The following is a 25,710-nucleotide window of genomic DNA, read 5'->3' as shown; positions in this document are numbered from 1 at the left end:
GAGGTCTTCGTCCCAGCCGACGCGCGACACGCGGTTGCGAACGGCCGCCATCAGGTTCTGGATGCCCCGGCCGATCGTCGCTCCGCCGCCGTGGGATTCCTTGGGGCGATGTCCTTCAGGCGATCCAGAAGCGCTTCGATCTCGTCGGCTTTTTCGTCGAGATGCGCGCGGCCTTCGTCGGTGACCTGGAACGGCTTGCGCGGTCCTTCGCCGGTAGCTTCCTCGATCAGGCCCATGTCTTGGAGCAGGGTCAGGGTCGGGTAGACCACGCCCGGGCTCGGCGCGTATTCGCCGCCGGTCAGTTCCTCGATCGCGCGGATGAGGTCGTAGCCATGGCGCGGCTCGTCGGCGATCAGCTTCAAGAGGACAAGCCGAAGCTCGCCGGACTCGAACATGCGCCTGCGAGCGCGTCCGCCGCCGTGGCGACCGCGAAATCCATTGTCGTCGAATTCAAAGTGGAAGGGTCCCCAACCGCCCGAACGGCGGCCCATGGCGATCAGGCCCTCCGGCAGATTGATCTGGAAGCGGCCTCGAGGGTGGCACCCGTGATGTCGGTGATGTCTCATATCTTTCCTTTCGATGCATCTGAGATATATCTTAGTAACATCTTCGACAAGATCGGGTGATGCATTTTTTTGGCCGCTGCTCCAAAGCGTGCCGGAGATGGCCGACCTGTTCAGCGACACCGAGCTTGAGGACGCGCAGCCCTCCGCGGCTGCGAACGCACCGCTTGCGGATCGCCTCCGGCCGCAAAATCTCGGCGAGGTCGTTGGCCAGGAACATCTGACCGGACCCGACGGCGCGATCGGGCGAATGGTCGCAGCCGGTAAATTGTCGTCGATGATCCTTTGGGGTCCGCCTGGGACCGGGAAGACCAGTATTGCGCGATTACTCGCGGACGCGGTCGGCCTTCGCTTCGTCCCCATCTCCGCGGTCTTCTCAGGGGTCGCGGACCTCAAGAAGATCTTCGCCGAAGCGAAGACCGCCGCGCGAGCGGGGCAACGCACTCTGCTTTTCGTGGACGAGATCCATCGCTTCAATCGCGCCCAACAGGACGGCTTCCTGCCTTACGTGGAGGACGGCACTGTCACTCTCGTCGGCGCGACCACGGAGAATCCGAGCTTTGAGCTCAATGCCGCTTTGCTTTCGCGCTGCCAGGTACTGATCCTGCGCCGGCTGAACGAGGAGGCACTCGACACGCTCATCCAGCGCGCGGAGGCCGAGACGGGCCGCGCCATACCGCTGACCAAGGATGCCCGCGACGCGCTGGTCGCCAGCGCGGACGGAGACGGGCGCTTCCTGCTCAACCAGGTCGAGACCCTCTACGACGTCGATCTCGACCAGCCGCTCGATCCGGCCGGAATGGCCGCTCTGCTTCACCGGAGAGTGCCGGTCTACGACAAGGACCGGGAGGGTCACTACAACCTCATCTCCGCGCTCCATAAGACGATCCGGGGCTCCGACCCGCAGGCCGCGCTCTATTATCTCGCCCGCATGCTGGTGGCGGGTGAGGAGCCGCTCTACGTGCTCCGCCGCCTCACCCGCGCGGCGATGGAGGACATCGGCTTGGCGGACCCTCAGGCGCTGGCTCAGTGCCTCGCCGCCAAGGACGCCTACGACTTTCTCGGCTCACCCGAAGGCGAGCTCGCGATCGTGCAGGCCTGCCTCTATTTGGCGACAGCCCCCAAATCGAACGCCGCCTACATGGCGCAAAAGTCGGCCTACCGCAGTGCCAGGGACACCGGCTCGCTGATGCCGCCCTCGCATATTTTGAACGCGCCGACGCGGCTGATGAAGGACATCGGCTACGGCAAGGGCTATGCCTACGACCATGACGCCGACCAGGGCTTTTCCGGGCAGGATTACTGGCCTGAGGAAATGGATGCGCAGACGTTTTACGAGCCTAGCGAGCGCGGCTTCGAAGCCCGTATCGCTGAGCGCATCGCCTACTGGAACGAGCTTCGCGAGAAGCGCATGAAGGACGACGAATAAGGAGGGGTGACCATGTACCAGACCGAAGCGCCGGCAGCCTATTGGCGCGACCAGCTGATCCAGTGGGGACCGCGCGTCGTCTTCGCGATCCTGATCCTCGTCGCGACGCATTTCGTCGCCAAGGGCGTCCAATGGGGCGTCGCCAAGCTGATCGACCGCATGCCGGTCCTGAAGCGTCATCCGCAGGCCGGCGTCGACTCGGTCGGAACCGAGCTTGGGCGGCTGGCCTATTGGCTGGTCTGGCTTGTCGGCCTGGTCGCGGCGCTGCAGCCGCTCGGTCTCAACGAAGTCCTTACCCCGGTCACCGTGATGACCAACGAGGTCTTCGCCTTCATCCCACGGCTGATCGGTGCGGGACTGTTGTTCTTCGCCGGGCTGATCTTGGCGCGGATCGTTCGCCACATCGTCGAGGCGGCGCTCGGCGCACTCAACCTCGAACGGCTGTTCAGCCGCGCAGGCATCCCGATCGGCGATGCGCCGCTGGCCGTCGACGAAAGCGGCATTGCTCAGGATGGGGTAGCGCCGGCCCGCGGCTCGATCGCCAAGGCGGTCGGAATGACCGTATCGGCGGTGATCATCATCTTCGCCGCCATCGGTGCGCTCGGTGCGCTGAACATCGCGACCATTTCCGAGCCCGCGACGGCGATGCTTCAGTCGATCGCCTTGTCGATCCCGAATGTGCTCGCGGCGCTGATCATCCTCGCCATCGCGTTCCTGATCGGCCGCTGGGGCAAGAGCGTGCTGGAGACGGTGCTTCCGGGTCTCGGCTTCGACAATGCCTTGCGAGCGCTTGGCATCATGCCGGTGTCGTCGGTGCCGTCCCGGGTCGTCGGCAATATCGCGATGACTGCTGCTCTGATCGTTGGAATCATGGAGGCTGCCCACAAGATCGGCGGCGATTCCACCGCGGCGCTGCTGTTCCAGGTGACGGCGCTCGGCGGGAAGGTGATCTTCGGCACGGTCATCATCGTCGTCGGCATCTTCCTCGCCCGTATCCTCTCCAACCTCGTCGGCAGCTCGACCGGGGAGTCGAGCTACGCGGAGACGATCATCAAATATGCGATCATCGCCCTGTTCACCGCGATCGGCCTCACCTTCATGGGGCTTGCCGACCAGATCGTGATGATGGCGTTCGGCCTGATCCTCGGCTCCGCGGCGGTCGCCTGTGCCATCGCCTTCGGCCTCGGGGCCGCGACACGGCGGCGAGGATCCTCGAGCAGTGGACCGACCAGCAGATGCCGCAGACCCGTCGCCCTGCCCCGCCACCGCGGCTGAAGAAGCCGGCCGAGGTTGCCCCGGAGGACGACCGCCAGCCACCGCTGGTATGAGGCCATGACCTGGGAGGAGGCGGTCGAATATGCGCTCGGCCTGCCCGATACCGAGCTGTCGACGAGCTACGGGCAGCCGGCGGTCAAGGTCGCCTCCAACGGACGCGCCTTCCTCTTTCCGGGCCGCGAAAGCGACACCGCGTTCGGCGTCGCGCTCGATCTCGACGGCATCGAGGTGCTGAAGGAGACCGAGCCGGAGACCTACTTCCAGACGCCGCACTACGAAGGCTGGCCCGCCGTGCTGGTGCGATATGCCGCGGCGGATGAAGAGCGGGTCCGCGAGGTCATCACCCGCTCGCGGGACTGGTCGGCCGCGCGCCCGAAAGCGGAGCCGCGCAAGCGCAAGTGAGCCGGTTCGAAAGTTACATCGCGATCGACTGGTCGGGCGCGAAGGGGCGACGGCACAAGGGGATCGCGATTGCCGAAGCGCGGCATGACGCGCCGCCGCGGCTGATCCGGCCGGGGCACATCTGGTCGCGGGAGGAAGTGCTCCGCTGGCTGATCAAGCGCGCGGCCAGGGAGCCGACCCTGTTCGGCTTCGACTTCAGCTTCGCTCCACCCATCGTCGAGCGCGGCGAATATCTGATCGACGAGCCCGGCGTGCCGGACACCGCGCGGGAGTTCTGGGCCTATGTCGATGCCCGCTGCGACGACGAAGACCTCGGCGCCGCGAGCTTCCTCGAGCACGTCCACCGCAAGCATTTCTATTTCGGCATCGCCGACGGGGTGAAGGCCGACTTCGTCCGTTTCCGCCAATGCGACGCCCGATTGAACGCGCAAGGCGGCCGCAAGACGGCCAGCGCATACGACGCGATCGGCGCGGCGCAGGTCGCCAAGGCAAGCTTCTCCGGCATGCGGCTGCTTCACCGCCTGGACGGCAAGGTTGCGATCTTCCCGATGGACCCGCTGCCGGAAAGCGGGAGCGCGGTGGTCGAGATCTACACGCGCATCTACCTTCGCCGTGCGGGCATGAGCGGCACCAAGCTCCGCACCCGCGCCGAGCTCAATGCGGCGCTGGACGGGCTTGGCAGCCGGCGAGTCCGCCTTGGCTTCGAACCAAACGACCACCAGACGGACGCGCTGGTCACCGCGGCGGGAATGCGGGCATTGGCGCGAGAGGAACCGCGGGCGTTTGCGCCGGAGGGGCTGACTCCGGAGATTGCGCTGACGGAGGGGTGGACGTTCGGGGTGCTGTAGGACTTCTCCCGAGGGCAAGTTGACCAAATTGACTGTGCCGCGCACGCCGGTGCGGAGTGCGAATGGTCCCAATGTTCGCAGTAACGGGGCTGTTTCGCGCGCGCGGGACGGGATCGAAGGGGATCTGTTCGGACACATAGTCCTCCGCCGCCGCGTTGGCGGCGAGGAGATCGGCGGCGGACAAAGTCACGGGAAAGCGCTCGACCAGCTGCCGGTTGAACTCGTTGCGATTGTACTTCCTGCTCATCTGGCAGGGTAAGGCACAAAAAGGGGTTGTAGGACAGCACGAACTGCCGAGCGCAAGGGAGCGAATGCAAAGCATTCGGGAGCTTGGGCGAAGAGCCAGAGAGTGCCGGCCGGCGCGCGAGTAAGCGGCCTACTCCGGTTCCGCTCCGCCACGGCCTTCGGTCTCATCGGAGATATCCGATGAAGATATCAAATCCATGTTTGATGACCTGAAGAACTCAAAATAGCGTTCAGCCGCCTTCGCGTCGATATGCCCTTGTACTGCGTCGGCAGTCGCTCGTAGGAGGCGACCCCCAACAAAAAGGCCCCGGATCGCTCCGGGCCTTCTCATTTCTTGGCACTGCTGAGTGACCGGCGTGGCGGTGAAGGGACCCCTCCACCAGCTACGCTGGTCCCCTCCCGTTCCGGGAGGATTTTAGTCCTCGTCGTTGCCGCCCGTCAGGAAGGCCGGGCGAACTCGGGCGCGTTGCCTTCGTTTTCTCCGCCTTCGCGCTCACGGCCCGGGCCGCGGTCGCCGCGTCCTTCGCCGCGCGGGCCACGGTCGCCGCCTTCACCGCGAGGACCACGGTCACCACGGTCTCCACGGTCACGGCGCGGGCCGCGATCGTCGCGTCCGCCGCCACGGCCATGACGGCCGCGATCGCCACGGTCACCGCGCGGGCCACGGTCGCCGCCTTCACGCGGCTCCCTCGGCGGGCGGGTGTCCGGAAGCTCTTCGCCTGTCTCCTGATCGACGAGGCGCATCGACAGGCGAACCTTGCCGCGCTGGTCGACCTCGAGCAGCTTGACCTTCACTTCCTGGCCTTCGGTCAGGACGTCGCGGACGTTCTCGACACGCTCGTTCTTGATTTCCGAGACGTGCACGAGGCCGTCCTTGCCCGGCATGAAGGTGACGAATGCACCGAAGTCGACGAGGCTCGCGACCTTGCCGGTGTAGATCGTGCCCGGCTCCGGCTCGGCGACGATGCCGCGGATCCAGTTGCGGGCGGCTTCGATCTTGGCCGGGTCCGAAGACGCGATCTTGATCGTGCCGTCGTCGTCGATGTCGACCTTGGCACCGGTCTCCGCGACGATTTCGCGGATGACCTTGCCGCCGGTGCCGATGACTTCGCGGATCTTGTCCTTGGCGATCTGCATCGTCTCGATGCGCGGCGCGTGAGCCGACAGCTCTTCGCGCGTGTGATCGAGCGCCTTCGCCATCTCGCCGAGGATGTGAGCACGGCCGTCCTTCGCCTGGGCGAGAGCGGTCTTCATGATCTCCTCGGTGATGCCGGCGACCTTGATGTCCATCTGCAGCGAGGTGACGCCTTCCGACGTGCCCGCGACCTTGAAGTCCATGTCGCCGAGGTGGTCCTCGTCACCAAGGATGTCGCTGATCACCGCGAAGTCCTTGCCTTCGAGGATCAGGCCCATGGCGATGCCGGCCACCGGACGCTTCAGCGGAACGCCGGCGTCCATGAGGGCAAGCGAGCCGCCGCAGACCGTCGCCATCGACGAGGAGCCGTTGCTCTCCGTGATGTCGGACAGGACGCGGATGGTGTACGGGAATTCCTCGATCGACGGCAGCATCGGGTGCAGCGCGCGCCATGCGAGCTTGCCGTGGCCGACTTCGCGGCGGCCCGGAGCGCCGAAGCGTCCGACTTCACCGACCGAGTAGGGCGGGAAGTTATAGTGCAGCATGAAGCGCTGGTAGGAGAGACCCTCCAGCCCATCGATCATCTGCTCCGATTCCTTGGTGCCGAGCGTCGTGGTCACGATCGCCTGCGTCTCACCGCGCGTGAACAGGGCCGAGCCGTGCGTGCGCGGAAGGAAGTGGACCATCGCTTCGATCTGGCGGACCGTCTTGGTGTCGCGGCCGTCGATGCGACGGCCTTCCTTGAGGATCGCACCGCGAACGATGTCGGCTTCGAGGCCCTTGACGGCCTTCGAGGCGACCAGCTGCTCCTGCGGCTCGGCTTCGGCGAAGGCTTCCTTGGCCTTGTCGCGGGCGGCGTTGAGAGCGGCGGAACGCTCCGACTTGTTGGTCAGCTTGTAGGCAGCCTCGACGTCCTTGCCGATGATGTCCTTGAGCTTCGCCTTGATCGCCGACTTGTCGTCGCTCTGAGCGAGCTCCCACGGGTCCTTGGCGGCCTTTTCGGCGAGGTCGATGATGAGGTTGCAGATCTTCTGGCTGGCGGCGTGGCCGAACATGACGGCGCCGAGCATCTGCTCTTCGCTCAATTCCTTGGCCTCGGACTCCACCATCATCACGGCGTTCGGAGTGCCGGCCATGACGAGGTCGAGGTCGCCCTCGGCGATCTGAGCCTGGGTCGGGTTGAGGACGTACTCACCGTCGACGAAGCCGACGCGGGCGGCGCCGATCGGGCCCATGAAGGGCACGCCGGAAATGGTCAGTGCGGTTGAGGCGGCGATCATCGCGAGGATGTCGGGCTCGTTCTCGCCGTCGTAGGAGAGGACCTGCGCGATCACGAGGACTTCGTTGTAGAAGCCTTCCGGGAACAGCGGGCGGATCGGACGGTCGATCAGGCGGCTGGTCAGCGTTTCCTTTTCGGTCGCTCCACGCTCGCGCTTAAAGAAACCGCCCGGGATACGGCCGGCGGCCGAGAACTTTTCCTGGTAGTGGACGGTCAGCGGGAAGAAGTCCTGCCCCGGCTTGACCGACTTTGCGGCGGTGACCGCGCAAAGCACCACGGTTTCGCCCATGGTCGCGAGAACGGCGCCATCGGCCTGGCGGGCCACGCGGCCCGTTTCGAGCTTCAGCGTCTTGCCGCCGATCTCGGTTTCAACAGTATGGATTTTGAACATTTATTGTCCCTTCGCCCGGCGGCCGAATGCCTGCCGGGGTCATCATTTGACGGACAGCCGGTCCGTCAGCGGTCGGGGCGTCTGATGAGCCCCATGGACGCCCCGCCGAATTGCGGGACTGAACATATGCGAAGCGGCCCGCTTGGGGCCGCTCCAGAGAGTTACTTGCGCAGGCCGAGCTTCGCGATGAGGTCGGTGTAGCGCGTTTCGTCCTTGCGACGCAGATAGTCGAGGAGCGAACGGCGCTGATTGACCAGCATCAGAAGGCCGCGGCGCGAATGGTTGTCCTTGGCGTGGCTCTTGAAGTGCTGGGTCAGGTTGTTGATGCGCTCCGTCAGGATCGCGACCTGCACTTCGGGAGAACCGGTGTCGCCCGAACCGCGGGCGTGCTCGTTGATCAGCGCGGTCTTGCGCTCTGCAGTAATCGACATCGACAAACTCCTTATTTCTAGACGTTGAAGCCCCGGACGACCTTCAGGCCGTCGGCCAAAGCTTCGACCAATGCGACCGGGCGTCCGCCCTCTGTCGCCAGTTGAAGCCCCGGCTTTTCGGGGAAACCGACAAGGCGCTGTCCGAAGCGGAGCAGTTGTGCCTGGTCGGGAGTGATGGGGAGGGCCGGGATGTCGTCCAGCGCCGCTTCCAGCGGAAGTACCGCCCCAATCAGCCGCCGCGCCTTAGCGGCTTCGGCGAGAAAGTCCAGCGAAATGGCCCTTTCGAGACCGAACGGGCCAGCGCGGGTCCTCCTCAACATGGTGACGTGGCCGACGGTGTTCAACGCCCTGGCGATGTCGCGGGCGACGGAGCGGACGTAGGTGCCCTTGGATACGGTCGCTGAGAATGTCGCGCTGTCGGGCGTATTCTCGCGCAGTTCGAGCTCGAAAATCATGACCTCGCGCGCCGCAAGCTTCACGTCCTCGCCTGCCCTCGCCCGGGTGTAGGCGGCCTTGCCGTCGACCTTCAGCGCCGAATAAGCCGGAGGGACCTGCTCGATCGGGCCGGTGAAGGTACCGATCACCGCCTCGATCTGCTCTCGTGAAGGCCGAATGTCGCTCGTCGCCACCACCTTCCCTTCGAGATCGAGCGTATCGGTCTCCTCGCCGAAGCGAACGGTGAATTCGTAGGACTTGGTCGCGTCCAGCATCCGCCCAGACACCTTGGTCGCTTCGCCGATCGCGACGGGAAGGACGCCGCTGGCGAGCGGATCGAGCGTGCCGCCGTGGCCAACCTTGGTCTTCGGCTCATCGGCTTCGCGGAGCGCTCGCTTCACGGCCGACACGGCCTGCGTCGAGCCAAGCCCGACCGGCTTGTCCAAAATCAGCCAGCCATTGATCACGGGTTGCGCGGGAGGCCGAGGCTCAGCTGTCGCGCCCGGCTCTCGTTCAGCCGTTCGAAGAAATGCTTGCGGCAGAGCGCGATATAGCGGTCGTTCCCGCCGATCTCGGTCTGCTGGCCACGAACGATCGCGTGACCGTCCTCATCGACCCTGAGGTTCATCGTCGCCTTGCGTCCGCATTCGCAGACGGCCTTCAGTTCGACCAATGTATCCGCCAGCGCGAGCAGCGCCGCCGATCCGGGAAACAGCTTGGCCTGAAAGTCGGTGCGAAGGCCGTAGCAAAGGACCGGAATATCGAGCTGGTCGGCAACCTCGCAGAGTTGCAGCACGTGCGGCTGCGACAAGAATTGCGCTTCGTCGACCAGAATGCAGTCGAGGTCCCGCTTCCTCAATTCATTGCTGATGGCGTCGAAAAGGTCGACGCCCTCATCGAAGGTATGCGCCGGAGCCGACAAGGCGATCCGGGAGCCGATCGCGCCCACGCCCAGGCGATCGTCGAGCGCCGCGGTCCACAGCATCGTTTCCATGCCACGCTCGCGATAGTTGAAGTCGGCCTGCAACAGGGTCGTCGATTTCCCCGCGTTCATTGCAGCATAATAGAAATAGAGCTTGGCCATCGGCTCAGCAGTGCCCGTCTTCGTCGGCGACCTTGAAGGCCCCAATACGGATCGCGTCAGCCTTCTGTGGCCATTGTTCGAACGCCGGGCGGGCCTTCGACGGAAGCGTGCAGGATCGCGCAAGCGTTGCCTTGCCGCCGGAAATCAGCTCCGCGCGGAAGGTGTAGGCGATCGGGCTGTTGTTGGTGATGGTCATGCCCGTCCCCAGCATCGCGCGCACCGCGACCTTGATCTGGCCCTTGGGAATGGTGGCGGACGCAGGCACTTTCCGAGCGTTCGCCGGCTCACCGTTTTTGAGCGTGAACAGCCAGGTTTCACCCATCTTCACGGTCAGCCCAGTCGCCTGCGCGGGCGACGCGGCGAGGAGCAAACTCAGGGCGACAAGCAGTTTCATACCGGCCATTCGTCCTTGAGGATCGCGAACAGCACCGTGTCGCGGACGTGGCCGTTCCAGGTGATGCGGTCCGCGCGAAGAATGCCTTCGCGGACGGCGCCGAGCTTCTTCATTGCTGCCTGGCTCCGCGCGTTGCGGCGGTCGACGCGGAACTCGACGCGGCGGATTCCGCTGTCGAATGCCCGCTTCAGCATCATGTCCTTCACGCGACGGTTGAACCCGCTGCCACGAAGGTGTGGACGGTAATAGGTGCCACCGATTTCCAGGCACTGGCGTCCGTCGTCAATGCCAAGATAACTTGACATACCGGCAAGCGCGTCACCGTCGTAGAGGACGAAGGTCCGATTGCGCGGATTGGACCGGTAGAGGGCGATGCTCTGGTCGAAACCGTCCGGACCGAAGTTGTTCGCATAGATCGCCCAAATCTCGCGGTCCTCGGCACATGCGGACTTTAGCGCTTCCAGATGACCGTCGGTGATGAACTCGGCGCGGCACCCATCGCCGGTCATGTGCGCATCGAGACCCTCGATCATTCCTCTTCGAGATCCTGCGCGACATGCTCCGACCGGAGGATGCGGTCGATGTGCGTGCCTTCGTCGAAGCTTTCGTCGGCGATGAACTTCAGCTTGGCCGCATATTTCATGCGCACGCGGTGAGCGACCTCGCGCTGGAGAAACGCCGTGTTCTGCCGGAGAGCCTTGAGCACGGCCTCTTCGTCCTGGCCAAGCAATGGCTTCACGAACACCGTCGCGTGGCGGAGGTCGGGCGACATACGCACTTCCGTGACGCTGACGAGGTGCGACTGGAGCACGTCGTCATGCACGTCGCCACGCTGGAGAAGCTCGCTCAGGATGTGACGCACCTGCTCCCCGACGCGGAGCAGGCGGACCGACCGACCTTCTGTTGTTTCCTGACGGCGCATTAGAGCGTCCGCGCGCGCTCCTCGACCTCGAAGACCTCAAGCGCGTCACCGGGCTTGATGTCGTTCGTATCGGCCAGAAGCACGCCGCACTCGAGACCCGAAGTGACTTCCGCCACGTCGTCCTTGAAGCGCCGGAGCGAGCTGATGGTCGTCTTCGACACGATGACGTCTTCGCGCGTGAGGCGGGCGTTGAGGCCCTTGCGGATGATGCCTTCGAGGACCAGCAGGCCGGCGGCCTTGTCGCGCTTCCCGGCCGGGAAGACTTCCTGGACCTTCGCGCGGCCGACCACCGTTTCGATGATCTCCGGTCCGAGCTCGCCTTCCATCGCGCCCTTCACCCAATCGGTCAGGTGGTAGATGACGTCGTAGTAGCGGAACTCGACCTTGGTTCGGTTCGCGGCCTCGCGCGCCTTGGCGTTCGGGCGAACGTTGAAGCCGATGATCGGTGCGCCGCTCGCGGACGCAAGGGTCACGTCGCTCTCGGTGATCGCACCGACGCCCGAGTTGAGGATGCGCACGCGCACCTCGTCGGTCGACAGGCGATTGAGGGCATGAACGATCGCTTCGACCGAGCCCTGCACGTCCGCCTTGATGACGACCGGCACTTCCTTGATCGTCGAAGCGTGCGTCGCGAACATGTTCTCGACGCTGACCGGAGCGGCCGTCGTGCGCTTCTTGTCGAGGACGCCCTTGCGGTAGTCGGCGACTTCGCGCGCGCGGGCCTCGTTCTCGACGACCGTGAACGGGTCGCCGGCCGACGGCACCGCCGACAGGCCGAGCACTTCGACCGGGAAGGACGGACCGGCTTCCTTGATCTGCTGTCCCTTGTCGTTGATCATCGCGCGGACCTTGCCGCTCGATGCACCGGCAACGAACACGTCGCCGACGCGCAGCGTGCCGCGCTGGACGAGGACGGTCGCGAGCGGACCGCGGCCCTTGTCGAGCTTGGCCTCGATCACCGTGCCTTCGGCGGCACGATCGGGGTTGGCCTTCAGCTCGAGGATTTCGGCCTGCAGCTGGATTGCCTCGAGAAGCTTGTCGAGGCCCGTCTTCTTGGTCGCGGAGACTTCGACGTCCTGAACGTCGCCGCCCATGTCCTCGACGATGATCTCATGCTGCAGCAGCTCCTCGCGGACCTTCTGCGGCTTGGCTTCCGGCTTATCGACCTTGTTGATCGCAACGATCATCGGGACGCCGGCCGCCTTGGTGTGATTGATCGCCTCGATCGTCTGCGGGCGCAGGCCGTCGTCGGCCGCGACCACGAGGATGACGATGTCGGTGACGTTCGCACCGCGGGCGCGCATTTCCGAAAAGGCTTCGTGGCCCGGCGTGTCGAGGAAGGTGACCTTCGATTTGTCGGGCAGCTGAACCTGATAGGCGCCGATATGCTGCGTGATGCCGCCGGCCTCGCCCGACTGGACGGAGGCGCCGCGGATGGCGTCGAGCAGCGACGTCTTGCCGTGGTCGACGTGGCCCATGATCGTGACGACCGGCGGACGCGGCTTTAGCGTATCCGCGGGATCGACGTCGGTCGACGTGTCGATGTCGACGTCAGCCTCGCTGACGCGATTGATGCGGTGGCCGAACTCTTCGATCAGCAACTCGGCCGTGTCCTGGTCGATCGTCTCGGTAATCGTGACCGGCGTGCCCATCTTGAACAGCGCCTTCACCAGGTCGGCGCCGCGCTCGCCCATGCGCTTGGCGAGCTCCTGGACGGTGATCGCCTCGGGAACGTCAACGTCGCGATACTGCTTGGCGGCGGGTCCCTGCTGCTGGTGAGCGCGCTTTTCCTTTTCACGGGCGCGGCGGAGCGCGGCCAGCGAACGGGCACGGCTGTCGTCCTCGCCGGAAAGGGCACGGGTGACGGTCAGCTTGCCATGGTGACGGCGGTCGTCGCCGCGGCCGCGGCTCGGGCGAGCGGGCTCGGGACGGCGTGGAGTTGGCGCATGACCGCCGCTGGGACGGCGAGCCGCACGGTCGTCTTCATCATCGGCGGCGACCGGCTCGGGCGCAGCGGCGGGTTCAGCGGCCGCGCGAGCCTCTTCCTCGGCCTGGATGCGCGCCTGCTCGGCGGCAGCCTCCTCGGCCTTGCGATTCTCTTCGGCGCGGCGCTTCTCGTCCTCGCTCTGCTCCGTGCGCTTGCGGTCGTCGCGTCGGCGCGCCTCCTCCAGAGAGGCGAGACGCGCTTCCTCGGCCTCACGCAGCAGGCGAGCCTGCATTTCCTTGCGCGCGGTGATGTCGTCGACAGGCGCGGTGCGCTTCGGCGCGGGAGGCGGGGCAACGGGCTTCGGTGCCGGCTTGGGCGCTTCGGCAACGGGCTCGGGCTTGGGCGCCTCGACGGGCGGAGCTTCGCCCGGGCGTCCAAGGATGCGGCGCTTCTTGACCTCGACCACCACGGTGTTCGAACGGCCATGGCTGAAGCTCTGCTTCACCTTGCCGGTCTCGACCGTGCGCTTGAGGCCCAGCGGCGGCCGGGTTCCAAGCTTCGGCTTGTCGGTCTGGTCTGTCATCCTATTCCTTCGTCAAATCTGCATCAGCCGAGCCGCGGCCAGAAGCGGGGTCGCCGCCCTCTAGACCCGCACGGGGATCAATGAAAGCGCGCCACCGGGAAAGCGCGTGGAGAACACGCGCTGCGGCGGCACGATCGGTCAGCGCGATATGTACCACATTCTCGCGCCCCAAGGCCATCGACAAGATGGTGCGTTCCTCGGGAAATAGAAGACCTTGGCCCCGCTGTTCGCAAGGATTTCGGGCTCGCTTCCCACGCGCCACGCCTGATCGAGCTTTTTCCTGCCGTCTTCGCCAGCATCCGCGGCATGAATCAGCAAATAGACGTTGCCGTTGCGGGCAGCGGTCTCGACCCGGTCGGCACCGTTGATGAGATTGCCGGAGCGGGCTTCCATGCCGAGACGGTCGAGCGTGGCCTGGCGAAGCGCCTGCGCAATGCGTTCGCCAAGGTCGTCAGGGATCTCCACAGCGTTCGTCTTGAACGCGCGCTGGAGGGCGCCCTTGAGCTTGCCCTTGGCGTGCGCCTCGTCGAATTCGGCGCGCGACACGCCGATCCAGGCGCCGCGGCCCGGCGCCCGGGCACGAACGTCAGGAGCGACCTCGCCATCGGGACCGAGCGCGAGCCTGATCAATTCCTCTTTCGGCGCCGTCCGCCGCGAGAGGATGCAGGTGCGCTCCGGTACGTGCGCGTCTAGCGGATCATTGGGAGGATTCCGCATCGGCGGCCTCCTCGGTCTGCGCGCCGGCGTCCTCGTCCTCGAACCAGTGCGCGCGGGCGGCCATGATGATCTCGTTGCCCTGCTCTTCGCTCAGGCCGTAGTCGGCGAGGATCCCGCCCTTGTCCTCGGCCCGCTTGGGAGCGTTCTCGGCGCGGCGGCGCGGCTCCTGGCGCTTCTTCTGGATCAGCTCGTCGGTCGCGAGATCGGCGAGATCGTCGAGCGTCTTGATGCCGGCCTTGCCAAGCGTGACCAGCATCGCCTCGGTGAGGTGCGGGAGCTCGGCGAGAGCATCCTCGACGCCCAGACCACGGCGTTCCTCGCGAGCTGCAGCTTCGCGGCGCTCGAGCGCTTCGGCGGCGCGGCTCTGAAGCTCGCCGGCGATTTCATCGTCGAGACCCTCGATCGACGCGATTTCGTCGAGCGGAACGTAAGCGACTTCCTCGAGGCTGGTGAAGCCTTCGGCGACGAGTAGTTGCGACAGCGTCTCGTCGACGTCGAGCTCGCCCTGGAACATCTCGGTGCGCTCGACGAACTCGCGCTGGCGCTTCTCGCTCGCGTCGGCCTCGGTGAGGATGTCGATCTGCGAGCTGGTCAGCTGGCTCGCGAGGCGCACGTTCTGGCCGCGGCGGCCGATCGCGAGGCTGAGCTGGTCGTCGGGGACCACGACTTCGATGCGGCTCTCTTCCTCGTCGATGACGACGCGGCTGACGGTGGCCGGCTGAAGCGCGTTGACCACGAAAGTCGCGGTGTCCTCCGACCAGGGGATGATGTCGATCTTCTCGCCCTGGAGTTCCTGGACGACGGCCTGCACGCGGCTGCCCTTCATGCCGACGCAGGCGCCGACCGGGTCGATCGAGCTGTCGTGGCTGATGACCCCGATCTTGGCGCGGCTGCCCGGGTCACGGGCGGCGGCCTTGATCTCGATGATGCCGTCGTAAATCTCCGGGACTTCCTGCGCGAACAGCTTCTTCATGAAGTCCGGATGAGCGCGCGACAGGAAGATCTGCGGGCCGCGGGCTTCGCGGGCGACGCGAAGGATCAGCGAGCGGATGCGGTCGCCGACGCGAACCATCTCGCGCGGGATCTGCTGGTCGCGGCGGATGACGCCTTCGGCGCGGCCGAGGTCGACGACGACGTGGCCGAACTCGACGCGCTTGACGACGCCGGTGATGACTTCGCTCGCGCGGTCCTTGAACTCTTCATACTGGCGCTCGCGCTCGGCATCGCGGACCTTCTGGAAGATCACCTGCTTGGCGGCCTGGGCGGCGATGCGGCCGAACTCGATCGGGGGCAGCGGATCAACGATGAAGTCGCCGACGGCCGCGTCCTTCTGCAGCTTCTGGGCGCCCTTCGGGTCGATCTGCTTGAAGTGATCCTCGACCTCCTCGGTCACTTCGAGGACGCGCCACAGGCGAAGGTCGCCGGTGTTCGGGTCGAGCTTGGCGCGAATGTCGTTCTCGGCGCCGTAGCGGGCGCGAGCGGCGCGCTGGATCGCGTCCTCCATCGCCTCGATGACGATGCCGCGGTCGATCAGCTTCTCGCGAGCGACGGCGTCTGCAATTGCAAGCAGCTCGGCCTTGTTCGCGGATGCGACGGGCGGGGCGGCAGTGGCCATGGTTCTAGTCCTCTACAGTCTGAATGGTGTCGGCGCCCTCGGTGCTGAGCGGCGCGGTTGCGTTGATGAGCTTGTCGGTCAGCAGCAGCTTGGCCGAATGGATCGAAGCGAACGGGATGGCGACGCCTTCGCCATTGTCGAGATGCAGCAGGATGTCAGCCCCTTCAGTACCGGCGACGCTGCCCTTGAACTGCTTTCGGCCGTTCTGCTGGTCGGCGAGGTTGACCCGCGCATCGTGGCCCTTCCAGTCGTCGAAGTCGGCAAGCCGGGTCAGCGGCCGGTCGATTCCGGGTGAGCTGACCTCGAGGCGGTAGCCGCCCTCGATCGGGTCGCGGCCGTCGGCTTCGAGCGCGTCCAGCGTCTCGGACAGCTTGCGCGAAATGACTTCGCAATCGCTGAGATCGAGCTGACGCGTCGACGGCTTCTCGGCCATGACCTGCAGCGTCGGGTCCGACTTCCCGCCGAGGAACGCGACGCGAACGAGGCGATAGCCGAGGCTTTCCACCTCGGGCTCCAGCAATCGGTTCAGTGCGGCGATGTCGGCCACGAATATCCTGCGAACAGCTTACAAAGTCTCTCGGACCGGAGCCGCTTGGCCCAGCCTCAGGCATCTAACGATGTCGAGGAGAGGAGTGCGATATAGGCTTGAACAGCAAGCCGCGCAAGCTGCGGCGAACGCCCGAGATTCGGACTAGATCAGGCCGCCTTGAATACCCAATAGCGGTTGAGCAGGAAGCTGATCCACGGGGTTACAAGCATCATCATCGGCACCGGTGCCAGAGCCGGCAGATGCAGGATCATGACGAGCAGCCAGACCCAGAAGCTGTTGATCAGGAAGGCGACGAACGACGCGGTCAGGAAGCGAGCGACCTGCAGGCCCTCTCCGCCCGCGCCATCGACGGCGAAGCTCCAGCGGCTATGCACCAGATAGCCCGCGCAAAGCCCGAAGGCGGTGCTGACCGCATTCGCGAACAAGGGATGCGCCGACAAGAGCAGGACCACGGCGGAGTAAACCAGCGCGGCCAATTGCGTTACGCACAACCCGGCGAACGCATAGCGAAGCAGCTGCCGAGCGGCGGGCCGTGCCAGGATATCCGCGATGAAGGGGATCGAATGAAGAGTTGCCGATCCCCGGGCGATCAGGCTGCCCACGAAAGCGGCTCGGCGACGGCCATTCTCGGCATCATGGCCGGGACCGATCGCGGCAGGCGCGGCGAGTCCGAAGCGAACAGCTTGGAGCTGAGGACGCCCCACTTGCAAAGGCGATACGTCACGGCCGTCTTCACAACGCCCAAGCCGTAGATGCAGCTGCGGCGGAAGTTGATGCTCGACGCTTCCGGGAAATATTTCGTGGGGCAGGAAATCTCGCCCATCTGGAAGCCGGCCCACTTGGCCTGCGCGATCATCTCATTGTCGAAGACGAAGTCGTCGGAGCAAGCGAGCAAAGGCAGCTGCTGAAGCGACTTGCGGTTCCAGGCACGATAGCCGGTGTGATATTCACTGAGCTTCGCACCCATCAGAAGGTTCTGGAAAGCCGTCAAAAGCCGGTTCGCCACATATTTGTACTTCGGCATGCCGCCAGCAAGCGCTCCGTTGCCCAGAATGCGCGACGCAAAAACCGCATCGTAATGGCCGGACGCAATCATGCCGGCCATGGCAGTCACCAGGCGCGGCGAATATTGATAGTCGGGGTGCACCATCACCACGATGTCCGCTCCCCGCGCCAGCGCGATCGAATAGCAGGACTTCTGGTTGGCGCCGTAGCCGCCGTTGCGGGCGTGGATCACGGTGTGGATCCCGAGCCTGTCGGCCACGATTGCAGTGGCGTCGGTGCTGGCATCATCGACCAAAATGACGTCGTCGACGACGTCCTTCGGGAGCTCAGCGTAAGTTCTCTCGAGCGTTTCGCTTGCATTATATGCGGGCAAGACAACCGCAACTTTCAAACCGTCGATCATGACACGCCTCATGTCCACTGGGGCCGTAGTCCTGAGGCAATGAAGCAAACTCCTTTTTAAACTATGAACAACGCGATACTCCGGCACCGGACTGGGTATCGTGGGGGAGCGTTGGAGAATTCGGCGTCGCCGCTGTTTGGCGGTCCGGTGACGGCGCAAGACAGGCGCCTCCGCTTCATCCTCTTGCTCGCCTGGATCGCGCTGGCCGTCTGGTTCTGCGTCAATCATGTCTTCTGGCGCGACGAGGTGCGGGCGTTCTCGCTCGCTTTGTCGGGGTCCAACCCGCTGGAAATGCTCGGCAATGTCCACGGCGAAGGGCATCCGGCGCTTTGGTACATCATCCTCCGCGGCCTTCACGACATCTTCCCCTATCGCGAAGTCTTACCAATTGCGGCCGCGTTGCTCGGCTTCGCAGCCATGGCGCTGGTGGCGTTCAAGGCACCGTTCCGGCCACTTGTCGTCGCGTTGATCCTGTTCAGCCTGTACGGCGCCTTCGAATTCGTCGCCGTCGCGAGAAATTACGGCATGTCGGCCGTCGTGATGTTCGCCATCGCGGCGCTCTACCCGCGAGTGAAGAACAGCCTGTGGTTGGGACTGCTGATCGCGATCTTGACCAACACCAACGTCCCGAGCGGCTTCCTGGCAGCCTCGTTCCTGCTGTTCCGCTTTGTCGAGATGGTCGCGACAAGGCCGGTCGAGAAGCGCGACTGGCTGATCTTCGTTGGCAATGCGCTGCTCGCCGCTCTTGGAGCCTATCTTTGCTTCCGAACCATCTATCCGACGTTCAATGACGGCGCCGTCTCGAACCGTCTGGGAATCTTTGGGCCTGCCACCCTCATCCCGGCGATCTTCGAGCTGAAGAGCGGGTTCAGCGGGCTCGGCTCGATCCTCTGGCCGCCACTTCCACTGCTTCTGATCGGCCTCAGCTGCCTCGGCCTGATCCGGAAGCCTGCCGCCTTGTGCGCCTCGATCGCCGGCTTCATCGGCTTCAAATACTTCTTCTATTTCGTTTACCCGTCGTCCTACCGGCATGAAGCGCTCTACCTCTGCTTCCTCATCGCGCTGTACTGGATGAGCGCGGAAGGGGCTGGCGGGAGCTGGTCGTCGAAGAACCCGTGGGTCGATCGCGCCCGGATTGCCGGCGAATACGGGTTCGTAGCTTTGCTGGCATTGCAGACGCTGCAACTCATGGGTCCAGTCAGCGTCGAATTCGGCGGTCTCAAGTACAGCCGGTCTGCGGACGTCGGCAAGCTGCTGCAGCGGCCGGATCTGCGAAACGCCATCGTGATGGGCGACCCGGATCCGTTCCTTGAAGCCTTGCCCTATTATGCCGACAATCCGCTCTGGTTCTTGCGCGAGCGCAAGTTCGGGAAGGTCGTCAGGCTGAACCGGGAGGGGCGGCAGGACCTGCGGCTCGCCGATGTCCTGGCCGACGCCGAGTTGCTGCACCGGCAAACGGGCCGGCCGATCGTCTTTCTCGCTCCACTCCCGCTAAAGCCGAGGCCCGCCAAGAAGGTGATGTACGAGAGCACGACCACCGTCACGCCCGAAGACCTGGAGCGGTTCAAGGCGCAGACGCGCCTGATCGCGACGTTCCGCCCCGCGGTCACGGACGAGGCCTACGACGTTTACGTCTACCCCGCTGAGCGGCGCCGAGCGCGCGATTTTCGGCCCTGACGCGGATCGCCAGGACGGCCGCGTTGAGAAGGGAGAAGACCAGCGCGATTTGCCACAGGCCGAAGACCAGCGGGAGAACGGCGATTTCGGCGATGACCACGAGATAATTGGGGTGATTCACGAAGCGATAGGGCCCGGCAGCAACCAGCGCTTCGCCGGGGACGACGATGATCCGCGTCGTCCATCGCGGGCCTAGCGTCCGCAACACCCATACGCGGCCCAGTTCGACCAGGACGAACAGCGCGAGGAAGGCGAAGTTGATCGGGCGGCCAAGCGCGAACCACCAGAGTGCACCGAGCCAGGCAGCGTGGAGCGCAACGATCAGCGGGTAGTGGCTCGCACCGACTTCCGTGCCGCCCGCGCCAGGAGGCGCCTGGTGTTCGCTGCGGCGATCGGAAGCTCGGTGAGGCGCTGAAGAGTCACGAACGCCAGAATCGCGATCGACGGCCACAATGGCTCCGTCACGCCGCCTCCAGCATGAGGCCCGCACAGGTGAATCCGGGGCCGAACGCGGTCATCAGCACGCGGTCCGGCAGGCCCGCGCCAGCAGCCGTTCAAGCACGAACAGCACGGTTGGAGCGCTCATGTTGCCGAAGTCGCGCAGGACTTCCCGCTCGATATTGAGCTCGCCCTGATTGAGCTTCAGCGCGGTCTCGATTGCATCGATCACCTTCACGCCGCCTGGGTGACAGCAAAGGCGATCGACATCCTCGAAGTCGACACCGAGCTTCACGCACATCTCGTCGACCGTTTTCGCGAGATGCTGTTCGATGAAAGGGGGAATGGCGCGGTCGAACACCACGGCCAGTCCCGGATCCTCAACGTCCCAGCCCATGATCCGCAGCGTGTCCGGAAAAAGCTTCTCCGAAGCCCCGGTGATGCGAGCGAGGCTGTGCTCGCCGCTCGTCACCACTGCCGCGGCCGCTCCGTCGCCGAACAAGGCGGTGGCCACGATCGCGGCCGGATCGGCACTGTCCAGGCGGATTGAGATGGAGCAGGTCTCGACGGTCACGAACAGCCAGTTCGTCCCTGGTTCCGAAGTCGCCATGCGAGCGGCCGTCGCCAGCCCGTTCACGCCCCCGCGCAGCCAAGCCCGAAGAGCGGAACGCGGCGGATGTCGTCACGGAAACCGACGCGTGGCGCAGCGCGTGCCTCCAGGCTGGGCGTGGCGATGCCCGTCGTGGAAACCGCAACGACCCCGTCGATCTGGTCCGGCGCCATCCCGGCCTTTTCGATGGCAGTACTCGCAGCCTCGACGAACAGGTCCTCGGCGGCTTTCAGATAGAGACTGTTGCGGTCATGCCAGCCATGTTCGGCGAGATACCAATCCTGGGGAGCAACGATGTGGCGCTTGGCAATTCCGGCATTGTCGAACACGCCGGAGAGGCGGTCGAACAGGGCCTTCTTACCGCCAAAGGCCTCTCTGGCCCGGGCCTTCGCCTCGTGCTGTTCGACGACGTGCGGAGGAACCGCGGTGGCGAGCGAGAGTAGGCTACAGGATTGCATGGCCGGCCTGTCCTGGTCGCCGCAATGGACAACCGTTACGCTTAAGGAACAGATCGGATGACCCTACGCTTAATGCAAGTCGCGGCAATCCTGGTTCTCGCCGCCTGTGGTACCGCTCCAAGCCAGTCCTCCGCCCAGCAGGCTTCGTCGACCAAGCCCTTCACTGAAACCGAGGTAACGCGCTTCGAGGCACCTTGGGCCATGGACTTTCTACCGGGCAGTGGGGTGGCCACGACCAAGATGGCGCTGGTGACGGAAAAAGGCGGCAAGCTGTGGCTGCTCGACACGGCGACCGGCCGCAAGCAGGAGGTGGCGGGAGTGCCCTCGGTCCATGTCGCCGGCCAGGGCGGGCTCGGCGATGTCGTCGCGCATCCGGGCTTCGCCGGGAACCAGCGCGTTTACCTGAGCTACATCGAGCCGGGGCCGGGCGGAACGAGCGGAGCGGTCATTGGCTATGGGCGGCTCCTGCTGGGCCAGGGGCAGCCGCGGCTGGAGGGTTTCAAGGTCATCTGGCGCCAGTCGCCGAAAGTCACCGGGAACGGCCACTTCTCGCACCGGATCGCCTTCGCGCCCGACGGGAGCATGTTCATCTCGTCGGGCGACAGGCAGAAGTTCGACCCGGCGCAGGATGCGGCGAGCGACCTCGGCAAGATCATTCACATGACCGACCAAGGGCAGCGCATCGGCGGCCATCACTATTCGATGGGTCACCGCAACGTTCTCGGCCTTGCCTTCGCGCCCGACGGCCGCTTGTGGGAGACCGAGATGGGTCCGCAGGGCGGCGACGAAGTTAACCTGATCGTGGAGGGCAAGAACTACGGCTGGCCACGGGCGTCCTACGGCTCGCATTACGGTGGCGGCGACATTCCCGACGATCACAAGGGCCGCGGATTCGAGGAGCCGAAGGTGTGGTGGAACCCATCGATCTCGCCGGGTGGGTTGTTGATCTACGCCGGCGATCTCTTTCCGCAGTGGAAAGGCGACGCGCTCATTCCCGCGCTTTCAGGTCAGGCGCTGATCCGCGTCGACATCGATGGGGATCAGGCCCGGAAGGCCGATCAGTGGGACATGGGTGCCCGCGTTCGTGCAGTCGACCAGGGCCGGAAGGCGAAGTCTATCTGCTCGAGGACGGTGACAGCGGCGGACGCCTGCTCAAGCTGACGCCCGCCAACTGAGCTACTTGGCGGGAGCCGGTTCGGCCGCCGCTTGCTCCTGAGGCTGCGGCACGGTGCGCAGGTAGGGCTTCAGCGTCTTCCAGCCGCCCGGGAATTTCTCCCGCGCCGCTTCGTCGTTGAGCGATGGGACGATGATGCAGTCCTCGCCCTGCTTCCAGTTCACCGGCGTCGCCACCGAATGCTTGGCGGTGAGCTGGATGGAATCGAGCAGGCGGAGCACCTCGTCGAAATTCCGGCCGGTGCTCATCGGATAGATCAGCATGGCTTTGATCTGCTTGTCTGGCCCGACGATGTAGACGGTGCGCACCGTCGCGTTGGTCGCGGCCGTCCGGCCTTCGGACGTCTCGCCCGCGTCAGCCGGAAGCATGTTGTAGAGCTTGGCGACGGCAAGGTCGTGGTCGCCAATCATCGGGAAGTTGACCTCGTTCCCGGTGACATCCTTGATGTCCTGCGCCCAGCCTTCGTGAGCGCCGACCGGGTCGACCGACAGGCCGATGACCTTCGTGTTGCGCTTGGCGAATTCGTCGGCGAGGCCGGCCATGTAGCCGAGCTCGGTCGTGCAGACGGGCGTGTAATCCTTCGGGTGGGAAAACAGGATGCCGTACCCGCCGTCGATGTAGTCGTGGAAGTTGATCGGTCCCTGCGTGGTTTCCGCAGTGAAGTTGGGCGCAATGCTGCCAATGGACAAAGTCATGTCTGCCTCCCGCTGATTCGCGATGCCCCTATAGTCTCAGACCAGGGCGGGTTCGAGACTCTCCGGACGTTCGAGCCATTCCGGCGCCACCAGCGCCTTCGACCGCAGGAACTCCGGGTTGAAAAGGCGCGACTGGTAGCGGGTCGCGGGGTCGCACAATATCGTGACGATCACCTTGCCCGGCCCAGCTTGCGCGCCAGCCGCGTCGCTCCGGTGACGTTCACGCCGGTCGAAAGCCCCACGCTCAGGCCCTCGTCGCGGATCAGGCCGAGTGTCGTCTCCAGGCTTTCCTGGTCCTCGATCAGGAAAGCATCGTCGACGGAAAGACCTTCGAGGTTGCCGGTGATCCGGCCCTGCCCGATCCCTTCCGTGATCGAGCTCCCTTCCGACTTCAGCTCACCGGTCGTGTAGTAACTGTAGAGGGCGGCCCCGGGATGTCGGCGATCGCGATGGCCACGTCCGGCTTGCGTTCTCGAAGGGCAATCGCCGTGCCGGCGAGCGTCCCGCCAGTGCCGACCGCACTGACGAAGCCGTCGACCTTGCCGTCGGTCTGCGCCCAGATCTCCGGCCCGGTCGTGCGGACATGGACATTGCGGTTGGCGACATTGTCGAATTGGTTGGCGAAGATCGCGCCTTCCGGATGCTCCCGCGCCAGCTTCTCGGCCATGCGCGCGGCGACCTTCACGTAATTGTTGTCGTTGCGGTACGGAACAGCCGGCACTTCGACGAGCGTCGCTCCCAGCGAGCGCAGCGTGTCCTTCTTCTCTTGGCTTTGCGTTTCCGGGATGACGATGACCGTCTTCATTCCCAGCGCGTTGCCGACGACGGTGAGGCCGATGCCCGTATTCCCGGCCGTACCCTCGACGATGATCCCGCCCGGTCGCAGCTGCCCTTGTCGATCGCATCGGTGACGATGCCGAGCGCCGCCCGGTCCTTCACCGAATGACCGGGGTTCATGAACTCCGCTTTCCCCAGGATGAGGCAGCCGGTTTCTTCCGAGGCGCGGCGGAGCTTGATCAACGGCGTATTGCCGATCGCGGCAAGGACGGTGTCGCGGATATCCATGCCGCGCCTGTACAGAATCAGGCGATGCGGCGGTAGCGCAGATAATAAGGCCGGCGCCCCTCGCGCCGCGACTTGGCACCGTAGCGCGTTTCGATCCAGCCACCGGACGGTTCGAGGAAGTCCTTCGGCGTCTTCGCCAACCATTCGAACTGACGCAGGTGGCGCTCCCGCTGCATCACCATCAGCGCCCAGTTCAGATAGGTCGGATCGTCAGTCGCGAGCCGGAACTCGCCGCCGGGCTTCAGCTTGGCCGCGAACAGGTCGACCGGCCCGTCATTGACCATCCGCCGCTTCGCGTGCCGCGCCTTTGGCCACGGGTCCGGGTGAAGCAGGTAGAGGAAACTCAGAGAGCCATCCGGCACACGGCGCAGCACCTCCAGCGCATCGCCTTTCCACAAGCGGATGTTGGGCAAATGCTTCTCGCGGATATGCCGAGCGCCGTTGCGACCCCGTTGAGGAACGGCTCCGCCCCGATTAAGGCATGGTCGGGCAGCAGGTCCGCGCGGTAGGCAAGGTGCTCGCCCGAGCCGAACCCGATTTCGAAATGAAGCGGCCGGTCCTCGCCGAAAAGGCCTGCGGCGGTGACATCGCCTTCGGCCGGCACTTCGATCTGCGGAAGCAGGCTGTTGACCAGATCCTGCTGGCCCTTGCGCAGCTTGTGCCCGCTCGCCCGCCCGTAAAGGCGATTGAGAGTGGTCGGATCGCCAGCCTTGTGCGCGGTCATCGGCCTTAGGCGGCGACGGCCGCCTTCAGATCCTCGACCAGGTCCGTCTTCTCCCATGGAAAAAACTCGCCCTCCGCCTTGCGGCCGAAGTGACCGTAGGCCGCGGTCGCCTGGTAGATCGGCTTGTTGAGCGCGAGGTGCGTGCGGATGCCGCGCGGGTCAGGCCGCCGAGCTTCTCGATCTTGCCGATCGCCTGCTCCAGCTGCTCGTCGCCAACCGTGCCGGTGCCGTGCGTGTCGACGTACAGCGACAGCGGTTTGGACACGCCGATCGCATAAGCGAGCTGGATGGTGCAGCGCTTGGCAAAGCCGGCCGCCACGATGTTCTTGGCGAGGTAGCGCGCGGCATAGGCGGCCGAGCGATCGACCTTGGTCGGATCCTTGCCCGAGAAAGCGCCACCGCCGTGGGGAGCGGCACCGCCGTAGGTGTCGACGATGATCTTGCGGCCGGTGATGCCAGCGTCGCCGTCCGGGCCGCCAATCTCGAAGCTGCCGGTCGGGTTGATGTGATAGACGGTCTCGTTGCCGAGCAGCTCTGCCGGCAAGACCTTGGCGACGACGCCCTTCACGTAGGCGTGAAGCTCGGCCTGCTTCTCACCCTGGTCGTAGCCCTTGGCATGCTGGGTCGAGACGACGATGGCGGTTGCCTTGGCCGGCTTGCCCTCTTCGAAGCGCAACGTGACCTGGCTTTTGGCGTCGGGCTCGAGGAACGGCGCGCGGCCGGCGTGGCGGTCGGCAGCCATCTCGGCGAGGATCTTGTGGCTGTAATCGAGCGTCGCCGGCATCAGGTCCGGGGTCTCGTCGCAGGCGAAGCCGAACATGATGCCCTGGTCGCCCGCGCCCTCGTCCTTGTTCTCGCCGGCATCGACGCCCTGAGCGATGTGCGCCGACTGCGGGTGAAGGTGGTTGGCGAAGTCGAGGCGATCCCAGTGGAATCCTTCCTGCTCGTAACCGATCTTTTTCACGACGCCGCGGACCGCGGACTCGATTTCCTCGCGGATGCCCGGAGCCCAATTGCCCTCTTCGTCCATGATGCCCTGGCCGCGGATTTCGCCGGCGAGAACGACGCGGTTGGTCGTCGTCATGGTTTCGCATGCAACGCGCGCTTCCGGGTCCTTCGACAGGAACAGGTCGACTATGGCGTCGCTGATCTGGTCGGCGACCTTGTCCGGGTGGCCTTCGGAAACGGATTCGGACGTGAAGAGATACGAGTTGCGCATGGTTGGGCTGAAGTCC

Annotated in this window: 21 protein-coding genes and 6 pseudogenes; 6 read left to right on the top strand and 21 right to left on the bottom strand. The window is 65.0% G+C overall.

All coding sequences use genetic code 11. The annotated features are described in order from the left end of the window. Positions 1–50: 50 nt before the first annotated feature. On the bottom strand, positions 51–566 hold the full coding sequence (locus H9L15_RS08150; protein WP_223276100.1) for a PadR family transcriptional regulator: 516 nt from the start codon (positions 564–566) through the stop codon (positions 51–53). A gap of 97 nt (positions 567–663) precedes the next feature. Between H9L15_RS08150 and H9L15_RS08145 the strand changes: the two genes are divergently transcribed. Genes H9L15_RS08145 through H9L15_RS08130 form a run of 4 tightly spaced genes read left to right on the top strand, consistent with a single transcriptional unit; the run spans position 664 to position 4,517 of the window. Beyond that, positions 664–1,992 (top strand): replication-associated recombination protein A, encoded by a 1,329-nt coding sequence (locus tag H9L15_RS08145; protein WP_187713750.1) that lies wholly within the window; start codon positions 664–666, stop codon positions 1,990–1,992. Positions 1,993–2,004: 12 nt separating this feature from the next. Further along, entirely contained in the window at positions 2,005–3,267 is a 1,263-nt protein-coding gene (locus H9L15_RS08140) for a mechanosensitive ion channel (protein WP_187713749.1), read from the top strand. A gap of 57 nt (positions 3,268–3,324) precedes the next feature. Beyond that, entirely contained in the window at positions 3,325–3,669 is a 345-nt protein-coding gene (locus H9L15_RS08135) for an MmcQ/YjbR family DNA-binding protein (RefSeq protein WP_187713748.1), read from the top strand. After that, positions 3,666–4,517, top strand: coding sequence for a hypothetical protein (locus H9L15_RS08130; RefSeq protein ID WP_187713747.1), 852 nt, complete (start codon positions 3,666–3,668; stop codon positions 4,515–4,517). Before H9L15_RS08135 ends, H9L15_RS08130 begins: the two co-directional genes overlap by 4 nt. Before the next feature lie 661 nt (positions 4,518–5,178). Here the strand turns inward: H9L15_RS08130 and pnp are convergent. The 13 genes and pseudogenes from pnp to H9L15_RS08065 form a co-directional block, all read right to left on the bottom strand. Then, positions 5,179–7,568 (bottom strand): annotated as a pseudogene (gene pnp, locus H9L15_RS08125) (polyribonucleotide nucleotidyltransferase). Between the two features lie 161 nt (positions 7,569–7,729). After that, positions 7,730–7,999, bottom strand: a complete 270-nt coding sequence (gene rpsO / locus H9L15_RS08120; protein WP_187713745.1) for a 30S ribosomal protein S15 — start codon at positions 7,997–7,999, stop codon at positions 7,730–7,732. Positions 8,000–8,016: 17 nt separating this feature from the next. Beyond that, on the bottom strand, positions 8,017–8,901 hold the full coding sequence (gene truB, locus H9L15_RS08115; RefSeq protein WP_187713744.1) for a tRNA pseudouridine(55) synthase TruB: 885 nt from the start codon (positions 8,899–8,901) through the stop codon (positions 8,017–8,019). Further along, positions 8,898–9,518 carry a thymidine kinase gene (locus H9L15_RS08110; protein ID WP_187713743.1) on the bottom strand — a complete coding sequence of 207 codons (621 nt, stop codon included), beginning with the start codon at positions 9,516–9,518 and terminating at the stop codon, positions 8,898–8,900. The genes truB and H9L15_RS08110 overlap by 4 nt, the downstream gene beginning before the upstream one ends. 4 nt (positions 9,519–9,522) lie before the next feature. Then, positions 9,523–9,912, bottom strand: a complete 390-nt coding sequence (locus H9L15_RS08105; protein ID WP_187713742.1) for a hypothetical protein — start codon at positions 9,910–9,912, stop codon at positions 9,523–9,525. Then, positions 9,909–10,445 carry a GNAT family N-acetyltransferase gene (locus tag H9L15_RS08100; protein ID WP_187713741.1) on the bottom strand — a complete coding sequence of 179 codons (537 nt, stop codon included), beginning with the start codon at positions 10,443–10,445 and terminating at the stop codon, positions 9,909–9,911. The genes H9L15_RS08105 and H9L15_RS08100 overlap by 4 nt, the downstream gene beginning before the upstream one ends. Then, complete coding sequence (gene rbfA, locus H9L15_RS08095; protein WP_187713740.1) at positions 10,442–10,834, bottom strand: 30S ribosome-binding factor RbfA; 393 nt, start codon at positions 10,832–10,834, stop codon at positions 10,442–10,444. Before rbfA ends, H9L15_RS08100 begins: the two co-directional genes overlap by 4 nt. After that, the gene (infB, locus tag H9L15_RS08090; RefSeq protein WP_187713739.1) at positions 10,834–13,344 is read right to left on the bottom strand and encodes a translation initiation factor IF-2; all 2,511 of its coding nucleotides are present in this window, start codon (positions 13,342–13,344) and stop codon (positions 10,834–10,836) included. Before infB ends, rbfA begins: the two co-directional genes overlap by 1 nt. 1 nt (position 13,345) lies before the next feature. Further along, positions 13,346–14,061: pseudogene (locus H9L15_RS08085) on the bottom strand (DUF448 domain-containing protein). Next, a complete protein-coding gene (nusA, locus tag H9L15_RS08080; RefSeq protein ID WP_187713738.1) occupies positions 14,042–15,676 on the bottom strand; it encodes a transcription termination factor NusA in 1,635 nt (544 codons plus the stop codon). Before nusA ends, H9L15_RS08085 begins: the two are co-directional and overlap by 20 nt. A gap of 4 nt (positions 15,677–15,680) precedes the next feature. Continuing rightward, positions 15,681–16,223: a ribosome maturation protein RimP gene (gene rimP / locus H9L15_RS08075; RefSeq protein WP_187713737.1), complete on the bottom strand. Its 543-nt coding sequence runs from the start codon at positions 16,221–16,223 to the stop codon at positions 15,681–15,683. A gap of 149 nt (positions 16,224–16,372) precedes the next feature. Continuing rightward, positions 16,373–16,828, bottom strand: a complete 456-nt coding sequence (locus H9L15_RS08070) for a GtrA family protein (protein WP_187713736.1) — start codon at positions 16,826–16,828, stop codon at positions 16,373–16,375. After that, on the bottom strand, positions 16,816–17,646 hold the full coding sequence (locus H9L15_RS08065) for a glycosyltransferase family 2 protein (protein WP_223276099.1): 831 nt from the start codon (positions 17,644–17,646) through the stop codon (positions 16,816–16,818). The genes H9L15_RS08070 and H9L15_RS08065 overlap by 13 nt, the downstream gene beginning before the upstream one ends. Before the next feature lie 135 nt (positions 17,647–17,781). Here H9L15_RS08065 and H9L15_RS08060 point away from each other — a divergent pair, with 135 nt between their 5' ends. Continuing rightward, positions 17,782–19,311, top strand: a complete 1,530-nt coding sequence (locus H9L15_RS08060) for a hypothetical protein (RefSeq protein ID WP_187713734.1) — start codon at positions 17,782–17,784, stop codon at positions 19,309–19,311. Here the strand turns inward: H9L15_RS08060 and H9L15_RS08055 are convergent. From H9L15_RS08055 to H9L15_RS17365, 3 genes and pseudogenes are all read right to left on the bottom strand, one after another. Beyond that, entirely contained in the window at positions 19,241–19,762 is a 522-nt protein-coding gene (locus tag H9L15_RS08055; RefSeq protein ID WP_223276098.1) for an isoprenylcysteine carboxyl methyltransferase family protein, read from the bottom strand. The two genes, H9L15_RS08060 and H9L15_RS08055, sit on opposite strands and share 71 nt — an antisense overlap. Positions 19,763–19,828: 66 nt before the next feature. After that, the gene (locus tag H9L15_RS17370; RefSeq protein WP_398286915.1) at positions 19,829–20,221 is read right to left on the bottom strand and encodes a hypothetical protein; all 393 of its coding nucleotides are present in this window, start codon (positions 20,219–20,221) and stop codon (positions 19,829–19,831) included. A 27-nt stretch (positions 20,222–20,248) separates the two neighbouring features. Continuing rightward, a pseudogene (locus tag H9L15_RS17365) lies at positions 20,249–20,817 on the bottom strand (type III polyketide synthase); the annotation flags it as partial. A 57-nt stretch (positions 20,818–20,874) separates the two neighbouring features. Between H9L15_RS17365 and H9L15_RS08045 the strand changes: the two are divergent. Continuing rightward, a complete protein-coding gene (locus H9L15_RS08045) occupies positions 20,875–21,978 on the top strand; it encodes a PQQ-dependent sugar dehydrogenase (RefSeq protein WP_223276097.1) in 1,104 nt (367 codons plus the stop codon). Between the two features lie 15 nt (positions 21,979–21,993). Here the strand turns inward: H9L15_RS08045 and H9L15_RS08040 are convergent, their stop codons facing one another. The 4 genes and pseudogenes from H9L15_RS08040 to metK form a co-directional block, all read right to left on the bottom strand. Further along, positions 21,994–22,686 carry a peroxiredoxin gene (locus H9L15_RS08040; protein ID WP_187713733.1) on the bottom strand — a complete coding sequence of 231 codons (693 nt, stop codon included), beginning with the start codon at positions 22,684–22,686 and terminating at the stop codon, positions 21,994–21,996. A 36-nt stretch (positions 22,687–22,722) separates the two neighbouring features. Further along, a pseudogene (locus H9L15_RS08035) lies at positions 22,723–23,751 on the bottom strand (cysteine synthase A). A 17-nt stretch (positions 23,752–23,768) separates the two neighbouring features. Then, positions 23,769–24,475 (bottom strand): annotated as a pseudogene (gene trmB, locus H9L15_RS08030) (tRNA (guanine(46)-N(7))-methyltransferase TrmB). Positions 24,476–24,480: 5 nt separating this feature from the next. Then, positions 24,481–25,694: pseudogene (gene metK, locus H9L15_RS08025) on the bottom strand (methionine adenosyltransferase). Positions 25,695–25,710 lie beyond the last annotated feature (16 nt).

Source organism: Sphingomonas daechungensis (genome assembly GCF_014489495.1).
GTDB classification, from domain to species: domain Bacteria; phylum Pseudomonadota; class Alphaproteobacteria; order Sphingomonadales; family Sphingomonadaceae; genus Sphingomicrobium; species Sphingomicrobium daechungense.
This window is presented reverse-complemented; position numbering and strand designations above follow the sequence as displayed.